Annotated in this window: 13 protein-coding genes, 1 rRNA gene and 1 pseudogene; all 15 read right to left on the bottom strand. The window is 57.1% G+C overall.

Translation table 11 applies throughout. From position 1 onward, the window contains the following. Nucleotides 1-178: 178 nt before the first annotated feature. The 15 genes and pseudogenes from scpB to rrf all read right to left on the bottom strand — a co-directional run bounded on the left by scpB (nt 179) and on the right by rrf (nt 16632). A complete protein-coding gene (scpB, locus tag HMPREF2919_RS09060) occupies nt 179-1216 on the bottom strand; it encodes an SMC-Scp complex subunit ScpB (protein WP_083311127.1) in 1038 nt (345 codons plus the stop codon). Then, nucleotides 1209-2216 carry a segregation and condensation protein A gene (locus tag HMPREF2919_RS08475; RefSeq protein ID WP_070667208.1) on the bottom strand — a complete coding sequence of 336 codons (1008 nt, stop codon included), beginning with the start codon at nt 2214-2216 and terminating at the stop codon, nt 1209-1211. The genes scpB and HMPREF2919_RS08475 overlap by 8 nt, the downstream gene beginning before the upstream one ends. 192 nt (nt 2217-2408) lie before the next feature. Continuing rightward, nucleotides 2409-3269 carry a ParA family protein gene (locus HMPREF2919_RS08470; RefSeq protein WP_005506637.1) on the bottom strand — a complete coding sequence of 287 codons (861 nt, stop codon included), beginning with the start codon at nt 3267-3269 and terminating at the stop codon, nt 2409-2411. Nucleotides 3270-3364: 95 nt separating this feature from the next. Beyond that, nucleotides 3365-4681 carry a tyrosine recombinase gene (locus HMPREF2919_RS08465; RefSeq protein ID WP_070667206.1) on the bottom strand — a complete coding sequence of 439 codons (1317 nt, stop codon included), beginning with the start codon at nt 4679-4681 and terminating at the stop codon, nt 3365-3367. Between the two features lie 76 nt (nt 4682-4757). Next, nucleotides 4758-5432, bottom strand: a complete 675-nt coding sequence (locus HMPREF2919_RS08460) for an NUDIX domain-containing protein (RefSeq protein ID WP_070642020.1) — start codon at nt 5430-5432, stop codon at nt 4758-4760. A gap of 145 nt (nt 5433-5577) precedes the next feature. Then, nucleotides 5578-7272, bottom strand: coding sequence for a CTP synthase (locus tag HMPREF2919_RS08455; RefSeq protein ID WP_070667205.1), 1695 nt, complete (start codon nt 7270-7272; stop codon nt 5578-5580). A gap of 341 nt (nt 7273-7613) precedes the next feature. After that, the gene (gene recN, locus HMPREF2919_RS08450; protein ID WP_070667203.1) at nt 7614-9332 is read right to left on the bottom strand and encodes a DNA repair protein RecN; all 1719 of its coding nucleotides are present in this window, start codon (nt 9330-9332) and stop codon (nt 7614-7616) included. A gap of 19 nt (nt 9333-9351) precedes the next feature. Further along, nucleotides 9352-10389: an NAD kinase gene (locus tag HMPREF2919_RS08445; protein ID WP_141752965.1), complete on the bottom strand. Its 1038-nt coding sequence runs from the start codon at nt 10387-10389 to the stop codon at nt 9352-9354. Nucleotides 10390-10702: 313 nt separating this feature from the next. Further along, a complete protein-coding gene (gene merA / locus HMPREF2919_RS09055) occupies nt 10703-12343 on the bottom strand; it encodes a mercury(II) reductase (protein ID WP_001031938.1) in 1641 nt (546 codons plus the stop codon). Between the two features lie 35 nt (nt 12344-12378). Continuing rightward, a pseudogene (gene merR / locus HMPREF2919_RS09050) lies at nt 12379-12698 on the bottom strand (Hg(II)-responsive transcriptional regulator); the annotation flags it as partial. Between the two features lie 216 nt (nt 12699-12914). Next, the gene (locus tag HMPREF2919_RS08440; RefSeq protein WP_049353033.1) at nt 12915-13643 is read right to left on the bottom strand and encodes a TlyA family RNA methyltransferase; all 729 of its coding nucleotides are present in this window, start codon (nt 13641-13643) and stop codon (nt 12915-12917) included. Nucleotides 13644-13738: 95 nt separating this feature from the next. Then, complete coding sequence (locus HMPREF2919_RS08435) at nt 13739-13906, bottom strand: hypothetical protein (RefSeq protein ID WP_049353034.1); 168 nt, start codon at nt 13904-13906, stop codon at nt 13739-13741. Next, the gene (locus HMPREF2919_RS08430; RefSeq protein ID WP_070667201.1) at nt 13899-14936 is read right to left on the bottom strand and encodes an HAD-IIA family hydrolase; all 1038 of its coding nucleotides are present in this window, start codon (nt 14934-14936) and stop codon (nt 13899-13901) included. The genes HMPREF2919_RS08435 and HMPREF2919_RS08430 overlap by 8 nt, the downstream gene beginning before the upstream one ends. A 188-nt stretch (nt 14937-15124) precedes the next feature. Beyond that, the gene (locus tag HMPREF2919_RS08425; RefSeq protein WP_049354921.1) at nt 15125-16261 is read right to left on the bottom strand and encodes a tetratricopeptide repeat protein; all 1137 of its coding nucleotides are present in this window, start codon (nt 16259-16261) and stop codon (nt 15125-15127) included. Nucleotides 16262-16515: 254 nt separating this feature from the next. After that, nucleotides 16516-16632, bottom strand: a 5S ribosomal RNA gene (gene rrf, locus HMPREF2919_RS08420). Nucleotides 16633-16674 lie beyond the last annotated feature (42 nt).

Here is a 16674-nt window from a genome sequence, read left to right as displayed (position 1 = left end):
TCTCTTTTCTGTCGTTGTAGTTCTTGTTAGTCGTAGTTCTTGTTAGTCTTTGTGCCCCGGCACCGAATATGCGGTGTTTATGTCAGCGCCAAGGGCGCTTATCCGGGTAGTTCTGCCGCAGGTTTTCAGCAGAACCGTTGGACGTTTCGTTATTGCCGAAACGGCTGTAGCTGGCGGGCTAGTCGTTACCTTCGGCGAGGACCGCCGCCTCCGTGTCGTCGGGCAGGAAGGGCGCAAGCGCCGGCAGCTCCTCCAGGGAGTTCAACCCGAGCTTCACCAGCAGCAGCTCCGTGGTTTCGTAGAGGGTCGCGCCGCTTCCGGATTCACGACCAGCCTCACGAATCAGCTGCCGTTGCAGTAGCTGACGGATTGCCGCGTCCGCGTTTACGCCTCGAATGGAGGCTACCCTCGCCCTGGTCACCGGCTGCTGGTAGGCAATCACGGCGAGCGTCTCGTAGGCGGGCTTGCTCAGCGTCGCGCTCTTGGAGCGGGTCACGAAGCGTGCCACCCAGGGGGCGAAGTCGTCGCGGGCGTAGAGCTTCCAGCCTCCTGCGATGTTCCGTAGCTGGAATCCGCGCGGTTCGGGCGCCACCCGGTTTTCGTCTTCTCCGTAGCCGCTTTCTTCGCCGTTGTACTCGCGGTACAGCTGGTCGAGCGAGTGCTCAACAGCTCGTTCACTGACGATGAGCGCGGCGGAGAGTTCACGCACGCTCACGGGCGCTTCGGCAACGGCTAGGATTGCTTCGATGGCGCTTTTGACGCCGCCGGGGATTGCCTCGACCTTGGAGAATTCGGCTTCGGCATCGACCGCCACACTGGGTGCGGTGGAGGGGCCTCCCGCCGGAATCTTTGCCGATTTCGCTACCGGTTTCGTTACCGATTCCTTCGACTCGCGGGATGCAGTTTCCTGCGATTCCCCAGAGCTGTCGGAAATGTCGGAACCATCGGAGTCCTCTACCGTTTCAGCGGCTTCAGCCTCCTCCGCATCTTCGGTAACCTCAGCGTCTTCGGTCACCTCATCCAGAGGAGCTGCCGCTACCTCGTACTCAGCCGGCTCAGCGTCCGCCTCAGCAGGCTTTGAGATTTCAGCCTCTGCCGGCGCCGAGTCAGCCTGTTCCGAATCTTCGTCTGCGTTCGGATCCCAGTAGCCCATGTTCACGATGGCAAGGTCGTCAGGGGTGAATTCACGGTCAAAGCGTGAGCCGTGATTACTCATAATCCTCCTCTACCGGTTCCGTGTTAGCTTCAGATTCGTTCGCCTCGGGTGATTCAGGTGCTTCACCGATTTCGTGCGCATCCTGAGTGCCTGCGGTGTCTGCAGTTTCTTCGCGGATCACGAACTGTGCGGCGCTCGCGCTCGCACGTACCCGAATGGCTCCGAGTGGTGCGTCCTGTTCCACGTGCAGGGCGCCTTCTTTGTAGAGCTCGAGCAGGGCGAGAAAACGAACCACCGCGATTTCTAGTTCGCCGGATCCTTGAACCAGTTCGGCGAAGCTCAGTTCCCGCGCCGCGGTATCGAGCAGGCTGTGCAGAATGTAGTGTTCTTCAGCCGCGATGGTGGTTAGCGGAACGTGCAGGTGCTCGTTGAGTTCTTCAACGATTTCTTCGGGTTCCGGTTCGGGCTCTTTGGGGGTTCGGCTCAGCGCTGCTGCGGCAATGCGGGCGAACTCTTCGGCACCTCCGGTGAAGACCAGCTCGGGTAGCGCCTGGGCGAATCGTTCTTCGAGGGCTACCGCACGGGGAAAACGTTGTGCTTCTTGCGCCCAGCGTTCAGCAAAAATATCGGCGACTTCGCGGTAGGCGCGGTATTGCAGCAGACGGGCGAAAAGCAGGTCGCGTGCCTCCAGCAGTGCAACGTCCTCTTCGAGGGGTTCACGATGCTGCGGGAGCAGGCGTGCGGTTTTGAGTTCCAGCAGGGTTGCGGCGGTGACCAGAAATTCGCTGGCTTCGTCGAGTGCGCGTTCGGTGCCTTCAGCGTAGAGGGCGTGCAGGTATGCGAGGAACTCGTCGGTAACCTCTGCAAGCGCCACCTCGGTAATGTCGAGTTTGCGGCGCGAAATCAGGGTCAGTAGAAGATCAAAGGGACCCTCAAAATTACTGAGGGTGAGGGTGAAACCGCGTTCCGGGTTCTGCAGGCCGCGGCCCTCAGTCCGGGCGTTCGCGGCGGTGTCTGCGTTCGGTGTCGGTACCCTCACGGCAGCGACGTTCGTGGTCATAAACGACCTATTCTCCTTAGGTTTATTCTCCCCGGCTTCGTTGATGCCGTCTCAGATGCGGCTTTTACTTCGCCTACTTTTTCGGCGTAAGCAGTGTGCGGGGTATTTAGAATCCACACAATTATACGCCCTCTGCCGGTGTGACTCAAGGGTGATAGTCACCTCAGCAGAGGGCGTATAGGTGTGGGGGCTTTAGCGTGCGCCGCCCTTGTAGATCAGTTCGCGTGCCACCTGGCGGTATGCTTCCGCACCGGGGTGGCTGGAGGCGTAGCTGAGAATCGGCTCAGCGGACACCGACGCGTCCGGGAACTTCACGGTGCGCTTGATGACGGTGTCGAAAACCTTGTCGCCGAATGCGTCCACGATGCGTGCCAGAACTTCCTTGGAGTGGATGGTGCGCGCATCGAACATGGTGGCAAGTACGCCGGAGATTTCGAGGTCGGGGTTCAGGCGATCCTGAACCTTCTCGATGGAGTCGACCAGCAGTGCGACGGCGCGCAGCGCGAAGAACTCACAAATCAGCGGAATAATGACGCCTTCGGAGGCGGTCAGTGCGTTGACGGTCAGCAGGCCCAGGGAGGGCTGGCAGTCGATGAGGATGACGTCGTATTCGTCGCGGACCTTGCGCAGTGCCGAGGCGAGAACCTGCTCGCGAGCCACTTCGTTGACCAGCTGAACTTCAGCTGCGGAGAGGTCAATGTTGGCGGGCAGCAGGTCGATGTTCTCCACGCCGGTGGGCAGGATGACGTCCTTGATGTCGACCTTGCGGTCCATCATGACGTTGTAGACGGTCAGGTCCAGTTCGTGCGGGTTCGCACCGAAACCGGCGGAGAGAGCACCCTGCGGGTCGAAGTCGACCAGCAGCACCTTACGGCCGCATTCTGCCAGCGCCGCGCCCAGGTTAATGGTGGAGGTGGTCTTACCCACGCCGCCCTTCTGATTCACCATAGAGATAATGCGGGCGGGACCGTGGCTGCTCAGCGGAGCCGGGTCGGGGTATACGCGCAGGGGTCGACCGGTGGGGCCGAGTTCTTGAGCCTGAGCTTCAGTCAATGGTTCACCTTCATCAATGAATTCGAAGTTTTAAAGTTTAAGCGTTGTCTATAAAGGTTACCTCAAGAGCGGCTGTTCCGCGGATTGACGGGGTTTTATCCCCGTTCGTGAGCACGCGGATGCGCCATGCGGTATACCTCCATGAGCCCCTCGGGCGTGACCTTGGTGTACACCTGAGTGGTGGCGATGGAGGCGTGCCCGAGCAGTTCTTGCACCACGCGAATATCGGCGCCGCCCTGCAGCAGGTGCGTTGCGAAGCTGTGGCGCATGGAGTGCGGTGAGAAGTCGGAGCTGAGCCCGGCGGCTTCAGCGGCTTCTTTGAGGATGAGCCAGGCGCCTTGGCGCCCGAGTCTGCCGCCTCGTCCGTTGACGAACAGTGCGGCGGTGCCTTTACCGTGCGCTACGAGGGAGGGGCGGGCACGCACCAGGTAGTCTTGGATTGCTTTTTGGGCGTAGCTTCCGATGGGTACGAGCCGTTCTTTGTTTCCCTTACCGAAGAGTCGAACGTAGCCGGGCAAAGTGATCTGGTTGCCGTCTTCATCGGTGAGGGTTCCTTCGAAGTGCACGTCGTCAATATCGGCGTTGAGCATTTCGCTCACGCGCGCGCCGGTGGCGTAGAGGAACTCGAGGATGGCTCGGTTACGTAGCCCGGTTGCGGTTTCGCGGTCGGGTACGGCGAGTAGCCGCTGGATGTCTTCTACGCTGACTGCTTTGGGTAGGCGTTTAACGTTCTTGGGCGGGGTGACCGGTGCCGCCGGGTCGGTGGGCACGATGAGCGCGGAGACCCAGAAGGCGTGTGCTCCGCGGACTGCCGCCATGGTGCGGGCGATGGAGTTCGGCCCCAAGGGCAGGGGCAGGCTCGGTGCCCCTTCAGCGGTTGGCGTTTCTTTTTCTGGCGCCCCGGCTTTCTCCGACTGCCCGGCACGTCCTTTTCCAGCACGCCCGTTTCCAGTACCTCGCCCCGACTCGGAGGCGATTATCAGCGCCAGCGATTCTGCGGCTTCGTCCTGTGCTTCCCGAGCTTCCTGCGCGTTCTGTTTGTTCTTCTCCCCCGCTTCGAATCCGGCAAGCGGTACGGTGGGGGCGGCGAGTTCCCGCATGAAGGAGCGTACCTGCGCGGTGGTGATGCGTTCGGGGTCGATGACGCCGAGGGTCGCCATGTAGGCGCTGTATCGCCGCAAATCGCGCGCGTAGGAGGCGATGGTGTGCTCGCTGCTTCCTCGCTCCACGCGCAGGTGGATGAGATACTGCCCGATTGCTCTCTGCAGCGGGGTCTGCGCCTCCTGATGGGAAGAACTCGGAGTAGAACCAAGGGCAGAAAAACCCAGCACGGAGGAACCGGCTGAAGAGGGCACGCCGAGCAGACCCGCGCCGCGGGGTGTCTTGCTCGCCGTGCTTTTTGCCTGCTTCACGCTATCTCCTCTGTCGGTTCTCTTGATATTTGGGGTTGCCGTAGGCGAGGCTACTCCCCCACTCTACGTTCCGTTCTTAGTGGTTGCGGAAGTTCTCCGGCTTTTCGCGGCGCTGGCCCATGTAGGGGTGGAACTCCCAGCCGCCCTCGGCGGGGCGCAGGCCTTCAAAGTTGTTCTGCGCCGCCGCGTAGGTGGCGAGTACCGCCTGGATAGCGAGCGCGTTATGAACCTTTCCGCCCAGCACCAGCTGTACTGCCTCGGCGAGGGGCACCCAGCGGTAGGTCATTTCGGCTTCTTCTTCGGTGCGTTCGCTACGTTCTTCGGCGGGCAGTTCCGAGAGATTACGCGCCAGGTAGACGCGGCCTGCTTCGCTGGTTGCGCCGGGGCTGCTGAAGTAGTCGGTCAGAGCGTTCCAGGTTTCTGCCTGCAGGTCTGCCTCTTCGGCAAGTTCGCGCTGCGCGGCGACCAGGGGGTCTTCACCGTCGATGTCGAGCAGTCCGGCGGGTACTTCCCAGAGGTTCATGCGCACCGGGTGGCGGTACTGGTTTAGCATCAGCAGTTCGTTGTTGTCGTTGAGGACCGCCACGGCGACGGCGCCGGGCATTTCCACGACGTCGCGGGTCAGCACGGTGTTTTCGTTAAGTTCGTACTCTTCAACGGTCGTTTCGATCACGTAGCCGCTGTACTTCACGGTGCGGGTGCGGATGGTGCGTTCGGAGGGTGCATCAATAATCTGCTGGTTGTTGCTCATTCTTTCATTGTAGGCGGCTTCTTAGCCCCGCTACGTTTGGCGCGTCAGGTACGGGCATAGAATAAGGCATGTTCAGGTTTAAACGAAAGCATCCCCCTCTCCCCTGCGCGGGGTGAGCGGGATGCTGAACGTTTGTGCCTAGATGTTAGGCGCTGCGGCGCTCCAGAGCAGCCTTAATCAGGCCGGAGAAGAGCGGGTGCGGGCGGGTCGGACGCGAGCGGTACTCGGGGTGTGCCTGAGTTGCCACGTAGTAGGGGTGTGCCTCTGCGGGCAGTTCCACGTACTCGACCAGCGAGGAGTCCGGGGAGGTACCGGAGATACGCAGGCCTGCTTCTTCAAGCTGCTCGCGGTACTCGTTGTTCACCTCGTAGCGGTGGCGGTGACGCTCTGCAACCTCGGTTGCACCGTACGCCTTAGCAACCTGAGAGCCGGGAACAAGGTTTGCCTCGTACAGGCCCAGGCGCATGGTGCCGCCCAGGTCGCCTGCACCTTCGACGAACTGCTTCTGCTCTTCGATGGTTGCGATAACCGGTACGGAGGTTTCCGGATCGAACTCGGTGGAGGATGCTTCGGTCAGACCCAGTACGTTGCGTGCGTACTCGATGACCATGGACTGCAGGCCGAGGCAGATGCCCAGGGTCGGGAGCTTGTGCTCGCGTGCGTACTTGAGGGCACCGATCTTGCCGTCCAGGCCGCGGATGCCGAAGCCGCCGGGCACGAGGATTGCGTCCATGTTGCGCAGCTGGTGGTCTGCATCTTCGTCGGTTGCGCACAGGTCGGCTGCAACCCACTTGATGTTGACCTTCACGTTGTTTGCGAAGCCGCCGGCGCGCAGAGCCTCGGAGACGGACAGGTATGCGTCGGGCAGGTCGATGTACTTACCGACCAGGCCAACGTTGACCTCTGCTGCGGGGCGGTGCACTGCGTCGAGCAGGCGGTCCCACTGGGTGAAGTCCGGTGCGGGAGCCTCAATGCCGAAGTAGTCGAGGATGTAGTCGTCGAGCTTCTGGCTGTGCAGGGTCTTGGGGATGTCGTAGATGCTGGGTGCGTCGGCGCAGGAGATGACTGCGTCGCTGTCCACGTCGCATGCGTTACCAATCTTGGTGCGGTGCGATACGGGGACCTCACGCTCACAGCGCAGGATCAGACCGTCAGGCTGGATGCCCAGGCCGCGCAGTGCTGCGACGGAGTGCTGGGTCGGCTTGGTCTTGAGCTCGCCGGAGGGGCCGATGAAGGGCACCAGGGAGACGTGCAGGAAGAAGACGTTCTTGCGGCCAACATCGCGGCGTACCTGGCGTGCTGCTTCCATGAAGGGCAGGGACTCGATATCGCCGACGGTACCACCGATTTCGGTGATGATGATGTCGGGTGCGTTGTCAATTTCCGCTGCGTGACGCATGCGGGCCTTGATTTCGTCGGTAATGTGAGGGATGACCTGGACGGTATCGCCGAGGTATTCGCCGCGGCGTTCCTTTGCGATGACGGAGGAGTAGACCTGGCCGGTGGTCACGTTAGCGGACTGGTCGAGGTTTTCGTCCAGGAAGCGCTCGTAGTGTCCGATGTCGAGGTCGGTTTCAGCACCGTCGTCGGTGACAAAGACTTCACCGTGCTGGAAGGGGTTCATCGTACCGGGGTCGACGTTCAGGTAGGGGTCGAACTTCTGCATGGTCACAGAGAGGCCACGTGCGCGAAGAAGCTGACCGAGGGAAGAGGCCGACAGGCCCTTACCGAGAGAAGATGCAACGCCGCCGGTCACGAAAATCTGGCGGGTTACCTTGTCGTTAGAGGACGCGTTCAGAGCGTTATTTTTTTCATTCACCACGGAATTTAAGCCTACCATTTTCTTGTCTGCTATCCAAGCAGAGGGTTTTGCCGTGAGAGGATTCTCTCCGGCGGTTTTCCCTCCCCTATTTGTCCTTATCACCACTGTAAACGGAGCTGGAGATTTATTATTCCCGCCGCGCCGTGTAGAAGCAGGTGTAGGAGCATTCACAGAGTATCTCACATCCTCTGAGCTCCATGCGCCGCTATTGGTCACCAGCATGGGCTGTACTGACAACTTTCCGGGGCACACTCGCGCGCTTCAGCCCCCTTTGATGGTCTTTAGTGCGAAAGATGCCATCTTTCGGCGCGTTTGCCAGCACTTTCCCAATGCTTTTCCCGGCAGGTTTGCCGTCAGTTTCAGCGCCCCTGCGGCACTTCTCGACCGGCTGCCAACAGCTCTCGGGCGTGCTCTCGTGCCGATTCTGATTGATCGTGTCCGGAGAGCATTCGCGCCAGTTCCACCACTCGTTCCTCTTCGGAAAGTACCTTGACCTTTGAGAGGGACGCGTCATCATTTTTCAGCACGAGGATGTGCTGGTCCGCGAAGGCGGCAACCTGCGGCAGGTGGGTGACCACCAGAACCTGCACGTGTCGAGCGAGCATAGCGAGGCGGCGACCGATTTCGATAGCGGCCTTACCGCCCACGCCGGAGTCCACCTCGTCGAAGATGAAGGTGGGTACGGGGTCCACTTCGGCAAGCACTACCTCCAGAGCGAGCATCACGCGGGAGAGCTCACCGCCGGAGGCGCCCTTACCGAGCGGGCGCGGCACGGCGGTTCGGTGCGGCGCCAGCATGAAGGTCACGGTGTCTCGGCCGTGTACCGAGAACTTTTCAGCTTCGGCAACCTCCACGACCAGGGAGGCGTTCGGCATGGCAAGAGCAGTGAGCTCTTCGCTGACGGCATCCGCCAGTTTCTGCGCGGCAGCACGGCGCAGGGCGGTCAGCTCTTCTGCCTGGGCGCCAAGCACCTTGCGTAGCTGTACCAGCTCGGTTTCGAGGGTTTCCTGTCGCTGCGGATCATCCACCAGGGTCTCGAGGCGTGCGCGGGATTCTTCGGCCCATTCGAGAACCTCGGCAATATCGGCACCGTACTTGCGGGTGAGAGTCGCCAGCTGGGCGCGGCGAGTCTGCACCTGCGCCAGACGTTCGGGGCCTTCAACATCCAGGGAGGCCATGTAGGAGGACAGATCCGAGGAGATATCGGTGGCAAGAATCAACAGTTCGTTGACGCGCGCGGCGAGAGAAGCAAGCTCTTCGTCAGCGTCTGCCTGCGCCTGTAGCGCGGAGCGGCTTGCATCGAGCAGGCTCATGACGCTCTGCTCGTCGCCTGTGGAGTATTCGCTACCGCTGAGCGCTGCGGAGGCGGTTGCCGAGGCAATGCGTAGCGCTTCAACGTTCATGAGCTTCACCATTTCGGATTTGAGCTCTTCTTCTTCCCCGGCCTGAGGGTTGACGGCGCTGATTTCTTCGAGGGCGCCCTGCAGGGTCTGCGCTTCGAGGGCTCGTGCGCGCGAGTTTTCGCGTACTTCCTTCAGCTCTGCGGCGGCGGCGCGGTATCGCTCGTAGTTTTCGCGATACTTCTCCAGCAGGTTGGAGAGCTCTTCGCCGGCGTACAGGTCGAGGGACTGGCGCTGCTCTGCCGCTGATTTGAGGCGCAGCTGATCGGACTGGCCGTGGACTGCAACAAGAGTCTGACCAATCTGAGACAGGGTTCCGATGGGTGCAGAGCAACCGCCGACGTGGGCGCGGGAGCGTCCCGAGGCGTTGACGGTGCGTGCCAGAAGCAGCTCGGAGGTCTGTTCGTCGATGTCTTCGGCGGTGCCGCCGGCTTCTTCGGCAAGCTCGAGGGCGCGGTGCCCGTGGGGCAGGCGAATCACGGCTTCGGCGAGGGCGCTCTTGGCACCGTTGCGCACGCTGGAGGCGTCGGATCGGGCGCCCAGGAGCATGCCGAGGGCGGTGACGACCATGGTTTTACCTGCGCCGGTTTCACCGGTCAGCACGGAGAATCCGGGTTCGAGGGGGAGCCTCGCATCGGTGATGACGCCGAGGTCTCGAATATGGATTTCCTCAATCACGAACGTTCATTCCTTTTCTTTAGTGCTTCTCGGTGTCCTGCGGGCCACGCCAGCCACGGATCGGAAGCTCAAATTTACGCACCAGTCGCTCAGAGAAGGGAGCCGGGTGGATACGGGCGAGCAGCACCGACTTTTCGGAGCGTCGCACCTCAATACGGGAGCCGGGGTCCAGCTCTACGGTTCGGCGGCCATCGCACCAGAGCACGCCGGAGGCGCCGTTTCCGGGCATCATTTCTACCGCCAGGGTGGAGGTCGGCGCTGCTACCAGCGGGCGCGCGAAGAGCGCGTGAGCCGAGAGCGGCACCATGAGAATTGCTTCAACTTCGGGCCAGACGACCGGGCCGCCGCCGGAGAAAGCGTAGGCGGTCGAGCCGGTGGGGGTTCCCATGACCACGCCGTCGCAGCCAAAGCTGCTGAGCGGGCGGCAGTCCACCTCGATAATGACTTCAATCATTTTTTCGCGGTTGCCCTTTTCGACACTGGCTTCGTTCAGCGCCCAGTCGCTGTGCACGCGCTTGCCGTCGTTCCAGACTTCCACGTCGATTGCCATGCGTTCTTCAACGGTGTATTCGTTGTTGACGATGCAGCGAACGGTTTCGGTCAGGTCGCTCTCTTCGGATTCGGCGAGGAAGCCGACGTGTCCCAGGTTCACGCCGATGAGCGGAACACTGGTTCGGCGCACCATTTCTGCGGCGCGAAGAATCGAACCGTCACCACCGAGCACCACGCCGAGTTCAATATCGATGAGCGCCACGGATTCGTGGACGACCTGCACGGGGACGGGCTCGTCCCAGTTTTCACTCAGGGTCTCCAGATCGGAGCGAGTCATGACGGGCGCGAGTCCCGCTTCGTAGAGCTGGGTGCATGCCTGTCGGGCGGCATCTCGTGCTTCTTTGCGCCCCACGTGGGCGAAGACGAGAATCTTACGGTGACGTTGTTCCACCGAGTCTTCGGAACCATGACGTTCGAAACTGTGGTGTTCGGAACCATGACGCGCACCCGCGGAAGCTTCCTGCGCGGTTGCTTCCTGCGGTGCGTGGCTTTCGTGTTCTGCCATAACGACTCTCTCCCATCGAGGTGTTGAGATCGGGGTGTTGAGATGGTGTATCTACACCTATCATACCGAATATGTTCTCGAAGATTTTCTAAAGAACTATATTTTTAGAAGATTATTTCGAATAATGTACAGCTGGGGTATCTCTAAAATACCTGTAAAAATACCTGTGAATAGCGCGGCAGCCTGAGAAAGCCCCACCCTCAACGCGTCCTGCGTTACCGAGCGGTTTTCTCAGACTGCCAATACCACTATTTATTTTCGGCACTATATTTACTTTCGACATCGTTGAATAGGGAGTTGTAAAAAAGTTCCCTTAGCCTGCACAACAAGATAATTTCGAAATATCTTTATCGAACGTAAGTGCAACTAATTTTAGCCCTTCAGCCATTGTTAAATATGGCGCTAGGGTTTCTGTTAAATCTTCTATCGTTAAGCCAAATTTAACAGCTAATGATGCTGCATAGATGACATCTCCTGCATTTTCAGATACAATATGAACCCCTAATACTTTTAGTGTTTCTGCATCTGCTACTAGTTTAAATACACCGGTTGTTTCACGGTTTACAATTGCTCTTGGAACAGCATCTAAAGGTAATACAGATGTCTTCACATCATACCCTTTCTCTTTTGCTTGTTCTTCTGTTAAACCAACCGTTGCAACCGTCGGATTCGTAAACGTAACAGCAGGAACTACCGATAAATCTATTTTTTTGTTTAATCCACCAATAGCATTATCAGTAATAATTCCACCTTCATAGGCTGCTACATATACAAATTGTGGTCCTAAAGTCACATCTCCTGCTGCATAAATCTTTTCATTACTTGTTTGACCAAAATCATTGATCAGGATTTCATTATTTTTTCCAGTTTCAACACCTGCTGCACTTAAATTTAAAGAATCCGTATTTGGTTTTCTTCCAGTGGCAACAAGTAACTGATCTGATTCAATGACTTCTCTACTGCCATTTACTGTTACGTAAACCCTTTTTATCTCTCCACTTTGTTCAACACGCTCAAAAGTTGCCCCTTTGACAAGGTTTATACCCTGTTCAATTAACGCTTTTTCAACTGACTCTGAAATCTCAGGATCATACTCCTTTAAAAGTCGCTCACTTCTTTGCATAAGCGTTATTTCTGAACCTAAATGATGAAATAGTTGTCCAAGCTCCATTCCAATGTATCCTGAACCAATTACAGTTAATCGTTTTGGTATTTTCTTTAACTCAAGAAGTGTTGTACTAGTTAAATAGTCCATTTTTTCAAGTCCTGAAATTTGGGGCAACGAAGGCGATGCACCTGTTGCAATTAAAAAGCGTTTTGCAGATAACTTTGTCCCATTGACCTCAACCGTACTAGCATCAACGAATTTTGCTTCACCTTTAATTAAATCAAAATTATATTCATCAATTAAATCCATATATTTTTGATTCCGAAGTTCGCTCACCAATTTATCCTTTTGCGTGATTAAACTAGCTAAATCCACTTCTCCAGCGGATGTTTGTAAACCTATAAACGGATTGTCTTTTGATAAATGATTGATTTCCCCTGCCCTAAGAAGAGTTTTTGACGGAACACAGCCAATATTCACACAGGTTCCCCCAACCGTTCCACGCTCAATCATTCCAACTTTTGCACCGTATTCTATAGCTTTAATTGCCGAAGAAAAGGCAGCAGCACCAGAACCAATAATAAGAAGGTCATAATTGTCTTCATTAATTAACGCCACGTTTTCTAGTGATGATACTTCTTCAATTTCTCCGGCTTGGTAATTTGCTTCATCAATCGCCTTTATTGCACTTTCAACCTCAATATCATCGGGCAGTTCAAATACTGCTTCACCACGACGATAACTAGACTCAATATTTTTAGCACCTATCTTTTCAAGTGCTGACTCTACGTGTTTTTCACAACCCGTACAAGTCATTCCTGAAATGTTTACCTTAAATTTATTCATAAAAAAGCTCCTTTCGTTTGTTAATGTTTCTACTATAACATAGTTTCAACTCGTTTTAAATCCTCTATTTGTTTTTGCACTTCCTTTTGTTTTTAGAAACAAATTCGAACATATCTTAACAACGAACTTCATCTTTATCTACAACACCAAGTAATTTATAAATCTCGCTTAAAGAGAAACCAAGTTCCTGTATTCGTTTAATAAACCCAACACGCTTAACGTCATCATATGAATATATCCGATAACCAGCTTCCGTTCGGTGAGGTTCTTGTAATAAATTTTTTCGCTCGTAATATCTGATCGTTTCTTTATTAACTCCACATTTATCTGCAAACTCACTAATGCGATAAATCATCTTATTTCACCCCCTGAATATTATAAACCATGTACCATAGTACACGGTCAAGTAAATTGGACTATTTTATTTTTTTCCCAAAGTATCACTCGTATGTGATTGATACTTTTATATAATACTATTGATTATCCTAACATCCCACCAGAAAATCCGATTTAAACACCAGTTGTTTTTAAACTATTAAGAAAGTAATTCCACTATATATTCCGAAGACCTTTATTTTTTGCACCATAGGAAGTACTCTACGTTGCCGTCCTGTCCGGGGAGCGGGCTGGGTTCCATACCCATCACACGCAATCCGTGGCTGACCGCAGATGCCTGAACTTTTTCTACTGCTTCACGGCGGGCGGATTCTTCGTGCACCACTCCCCCACGTCCGATGCGGTGCTTGCCGACCTCGAACTGCGGCTTGACCATGAGCACCAGGTCGCCGCCGGTTTCGGTGGCGTTCGCTAGCGCCTCCATAACCAGGGTCAGCGAGATGAACGAGAGGTCAGAAACCGTCAGTTCGACCTGCCCGCCAATATCTTCGGGCTTCATGTAGCGGACGTTGAGTCCTTCGTACACGCCAACTCGCGGTTCTTCACGTAGCGCGTCTACAAGCTGTCCGTGTCCCACGTCCACGGCAGCCACATGGGCGGCGCCTCGGCGAAGCAGTACGTCGGTAAAGCCTCCGGTGGATGCTCCCGCGTCCAGGCAACGTTTGCCTTCCACCTCGATATCGGGGAATGCATCGAGGGCACCGGCGAGCTTGTGACCTGCGCGGCTGACGTATTCAGTCAGCTCGCTCTGGCGCACGTAGAGGGTGTCCTCCGGGCCCACGATCATAGATGCCTTGCGCGCGGCCTTGCCGTTGACCTGCACGTCCCCGGCGGCAATAAGCTTTGCGGCGAGGGTTCGGGAGCTCACGAATCCGGCTTCGACCAGGTATTTATCGAGGCGCACGTGTCCTTATCTTCTTTCTGTCGTTGTCTGGCGACGGGTTATCTAGTGCAGGTGAACCCTCAGAGCTTTGCTGTCTGAGGGTTCACCGCCGCGAGCTAGGAGAGGTTTTCGAGGTCCTTTTCCAGTTGCTCGCTCATCGTTTCGAGGCGCTTGACGCGCTCTACAGGGTCCATGGCGAGGGTCACCGCGAGTTGGCGCTCGAATTCTGCGTCAAGCTCAGCGGTTTCCTCCGCTTTGTTGTTAGTGTCCTGGTCCTTAGGCACCGGGAATCCCCTGAATGTTGGGGCGTGCTGCCTGCTCGGGGTTTGCTGCCCACCATGCTGCGCAGGCTACGCGCCATGCTTCGGCTTCACTCTCGCTGCCTGCGAATGCTTCGGCGTCTTCAACCTCGGGGCCGGTCAGGCTCAGGTTTTCACCGCGGACTCGTGCCTGCCAGGTGGGGCCGGTTGCGGTGACTTCGTAGCCTTCGTAGAGCACCTCAATTTCGGGGTAGGGTGCGAAGAAGTCCTCGAGGGTGCGCAGAATATAGGTCGGACGCTGATTCGGTACTGCCTCGATGACGTCCTGGTAGGTCTGTACGCCGGTGAGGACGAGGGCACCGTCCATCTTTGCGTTGTTGGCACCGAGAATGTCGGTGTCCAGGCGGTCGCCCACAATGACGGGGCGGCTGGAGTTCACGGCCTTTGCTGCAGTGTGGAAGATGGGCGCTTCGGGCTTGCCCGCAACGAGCGGGGTACGGCGTGAGGCGGTTGCTACGGCAGCAACGAGAGTTCCGTTGCCGGGCGCCTGACCGCGCTCCTTGGGGATGGTCTGGTCGGTGTTGGTTGCGATCCACAGCACATCGGGGTTTGCGAGGGTGTAGGCGGCTTCTGCGAGGTCTTCCCAACCCATCTTCGGGTTGAAGCCCTGGATGAGGGCTACGGGGCCTTCTTCTTCCTTGCGTACGGTTTCGAGGCCTACCGCACGAACGCAGTCGGCGAGTGCTTCGGTGCCGGTGATGAGTACTTTGGAGCCTGCGGGTACGTGCTGTGCGAGCAGTGCGGCGCCTGCATGTGCGGAGCTGACGACTCGTTCTGCTCGGGTGTGCACGCCCAGTTCGCGCAGGTGCTCTGCTACGGATTCTACGGAGCGCGATGCGTTGTTGGTGACGAAGATGACCGGTACATTGAGTTCTTCTTCGGCACGGTTGAGCGCTTCGGGTGCGCCTTCGATGGCGAAGGGACCCGCGTAGACCACGCCGTCCAGATCGGAGAGGAGGGCATCGTAGCGGGATAGGAGTGCGTTCGTGGTCATAGAGTGTTCCTCTCGGGGGCTCTGGCGGTTGTCGCTATTAATCGTACCTGTTAGACACTCATACGTAGGTGCCTTCCGGTGATTATGTGCGAAACCGCTGGACGCTCTCCCCTGCTTGGGTGTGGCGTCCAGCGGTTTCACGCTGACACTTAGGTCACGTATTTAGAATTCTTAGATTCTCTGCAGTCTTATTCTGCGGAGGTTTCTTCTGCTTCTTCAGACTTAGGCGCATCAGACTTAGGCGCTTCGGTCTTCTCGTCCTCAGCTACTTCTTCCTGAGCTTCGTTTGCTTCCTCTTCAGCGGAAGCATCCGCGGTCCCTTCAGCGTCTTCTGCGGTTTCAGTGAGTTCTACGGACTTCTCTTCCTGTTCGAAGAGGCCTGCTTCACCGAACATGTCGAAGATTTCGGGTTCTGCGAAGTTGCCCTGGCCCAGTGCTGCTTCTGCCATGAATGCGAGGCGTGCCCAGCGTTCTGCTTCCTGGTTACGGCCTGCGTTAGCCAGCGCGTCGGAGTATGCGCTGAACAGACGGGGGCTGTACTCGAAGGCACGCTTGGGGTTCAGCTGAGGAATCTGCAGCGCTACGACAGCTTCAGACTTCTTGCCCTGATCACTGAGGATGCCGGATTCAACGATGGCGAGCTCTACGCGCACGTTGGCGGGCAGTTCTTCCTTCTTGAATTCTGCAATCATTTCCATTGCCTTGGGCAGACGGCCGAGTGCACGTTCGCAGTCCACCAGCAGTGCCAGGTGATCTACGGAGCCGCTAATACGGCGGTGGGTGCGCAGTTCGCGCAGTGCCAGTTCGAAGTCTTCTGCAACGTATGCGGCGACGCCAACGGCTTCACGTACTGCGGCAATACGGCCTGCACTGCGGGATGCTGCAACGGCGTGTTCCAGCGCGAATTCGGGGTCGATGTCGAGGTAGCGACCGGCCATGGCGAGGTGCTTTGCAACGGTTTCTGCGTTGCGGGGTTCCAGAGCACGCAGCTGACGGAAGGTTGCACCGTCCAGCTCGCGACCGGTGATGTCATCGTCAATTTCCGGTGCCTTGGGCTTTGCGGGGCGGTAGCCTACACGGCCACCGATGCTGCGTACTTCTTCGCGAGGTGCTTCTGCTTCGGGACCGTTGGAGCGAGGTGCCTTGGAACGGGAGTCGGAGCGACGGCCGTCGAACTTCTTGCCTCCGCGGTCGTTACGCTTGAAACCGCCCTTGCCGCCAAAGTTCTTGCCGCCCTTCTTGGAGCGGAAGTCCTTTCCTCCGCTGTTCTTGCGGTGCTGGCGGGGGCCGGAGCCGTTAGACTCGTGACGGGGGGTCTCAGACATGAATCTCCTTGGGAGGTATCCGCTCTTGGGCGGGTAGGGTATGCAGTCGATTCGGGCGAACCGCTGCCTGAGGCATCAACTCTATGAGGGGTGCTTAGATGCACCCGCTAATGCCTAAACATAAGCCATACCATTCTAGTATAGAGAACACCTTCCGTGCACCCGTACTGATGGGATGTTAAAGACAAATGGGGAGGCGGTTAGGCCTCCCCAAACAAAAATAGCCCCGGCGAAGCCGGGGCTATTGAATAATAAAGCGGCGATGACCTACTCTCCCACACCCACAAAAGTGCAGTACCATCGGCGCGAAGAGTCTTAGCTTCTGGGTTCGGAATGGAACCAGGCGTTTCCCTCTCGCTATAATCACCGCAAACCTACGGGATTGTTATCCAAAAACCATACAGTGAACGCAA

Source organism: Rothia sp. HMSC068E02 (assembly GCF_001813565.1).
Taxonomy (GTDB): Bacteria; Actinomycetota; Actinomycetes; order Actinomycetales; family Micrococcaceae; genus Rothia.
Note: the sequence above shows the minus strand (reverse complement) of the source record. Positions and strands in the feature narration are given on the sequence as shown.